2 protein-coding genes are annotated in these 1,760 nt (G+C 53.4%); one reads left to right on the top strand and one right to left on the bottom strand.

The genetic code is table 11. From position 1 onward, the window contains the following. On the bottom strand, positions 1-824 hold an 824-nt coding region (locus B3F49_RS09295; RefSeq protein WP_293910609.1), incomplete at its 3' end, for a sodium ion-translocating decarboxylase subunit beta. A gap of 163 nt (positions 825-987) precedes the next feature. On the opposite strand from B3F49_RS09295, the gene B3F49_RS09290 reads away from it, so the two are divergent. Then, positions 988-1,760, top strand: a 773-nt coding sequence (locus tag B3F49_RS09290) for a GNAT family N-acetyltransferase (RefSeq protein WP_293910599.1), incomplete at its 3' end; no start/stop codon positions are given.

The raw sequence follows: 1,760 nt of genomic DNA, 5'->3' as shown, positions 1-1,760 counted from the left end.
GCCTTCATGGTGGAAGCGATGGTAATACCAAGCAACAGGGTGATAAGGTTGACCAATACTGTCTGTGCCGCAGTGGACAAGGTGTCCAGTACCGTACACTCACGAATGAGATTGCCGAACATCAGCATCCCCACCAGCGAAACAGAGGCTGGGGCAACATAGCCGGCAACCACGGTGACGATGATCGGGAAAAGGATTTTGGAGCGCTTGGATACCGAGCGGGGATTGTACGGCATTTTGATCATCCGCTCTTTCTTGGTTGTCACCAGCCTGATGGCAAAGGGCTGTATGATGGGCACCAAGGCCATATAGGAGTAGGCGGCAATGGCAATGGGCCCGATATACGTACTTCCCAATACCTGTGAGACCAGAATGGATGTCGGCCCGTCGGCGGCCCCGATAATGCCGATGGAGGCGGCATCGACGAGGCTGAAGCCCATCAAGGTGGCAAGGCTTATAGTGGCGAAGATGCCCCACTGGGCGGCAGCCCCGAAGAGGATGAGCTTCGGATTGGCCAACAGCGGACCGAAGTCGATCATCGCCCCGATGCCGATGAAGAGCAGCAGCGGCATGGCCTCCGCCGCCTCGATGCCGAGGTGGAAGAGCCAGTCAAGAATGCCTGGTACTTCACCGATGCCAACCATCATCTGGGTAACCGCACCGCTGAACGGCAGGTTGACCAGAATCGCACCGAACCCCATGGGAAGCAACAACGAGGGTTCAAGCTTCTTTGCAATTGCAAGATAAATGAGAAGACCGCCCACGCCAAACATTACCAGTTGCTTCCAGGTCGTGGCGAGCAGTCCGTCCAACAAGAAGTCCATAGTGAACCTCCAGTAGAAGAATGGGGGGAGAAGTTGACTTCGCACGATGGCAATGAAGCTCCCCCAACATCATTCATCATAGAGTGTCCAAGAGAATTGGTCAAACAAATACCATATTCACCAGGCAATTGAATTGCCTTGCGTGCTGTCGTATAGTAGCTCCATGTACACACCCAAGAAACTGACATACAAAGATATTCCGGCAGTGTTGAGGTATATTGCTGCGGAAAAAGAGGTCAATCTTTTCATTGAAGGCGATATCGAAAACTACGGGTTGGATGGCGACATCGTGTCCATGTACGCTTTCGGTGATGACTGGGACTACCTGGTTTTACGTTACTACGAGAACTATATGATCACCTGCAACAAACCCGGCGGAAACCTGAGCCGGGTTGCAGCCTTCCTGAAGCAGCAGCATATGCTCTGCCTCAGCGCCAAGGAGGAGATATTGCTGGATATTCAGCCATACTTTCCTCAGGTCAAGGTGCAGGGCACGTACTTGTGCAGGCTCAACAAGGAAGGCTTCAAGATGCAGGCTCCCGGCGGGCATACAATCGCCAGGCTTATGCCGAATGACGCCCAATCAATCATCGACCTCTACAAGCAGATAGAGGAGTTTGCAAAGCCCTACATCGAGCACGAGCAGGAGAAACTGAGACAGACAAGCGAACTCTTGGAAAGCGGAGGCCTCGGCTACGGCATCTTCGATGGGGACGTCCTTGTCTGCATGGCCAACATCACCGCAAAAACACAACACGGAGCGATGATCATCGGCGTTGCCACCCATCCATCCTATCGCAACCGTGGGTATGCCTCACAGGTAATGATCAGGTTGTGCTCCCAGTGCTTCACCGACGGTTTGAGTTTTCTCTGCCTGTTCTACGACAATCCCCTGGCAGGTGCCATCTATCACCGACTGGGCTTTGAGACCATCGG

This window comes from Sphaerochaeta sp. UBA5836, from assembly GCF_002432845.1.
GTDB lineage: Bacteria > Spirochaetota > Spirochaetia > Sphaerochaetales > Sphaerochaetaceae > Sphaerochaeta.
Note: the sequence above shows the minus strand (reverse complement) of the source record. Positions and strands in the feature narration are given on the sequence as shown.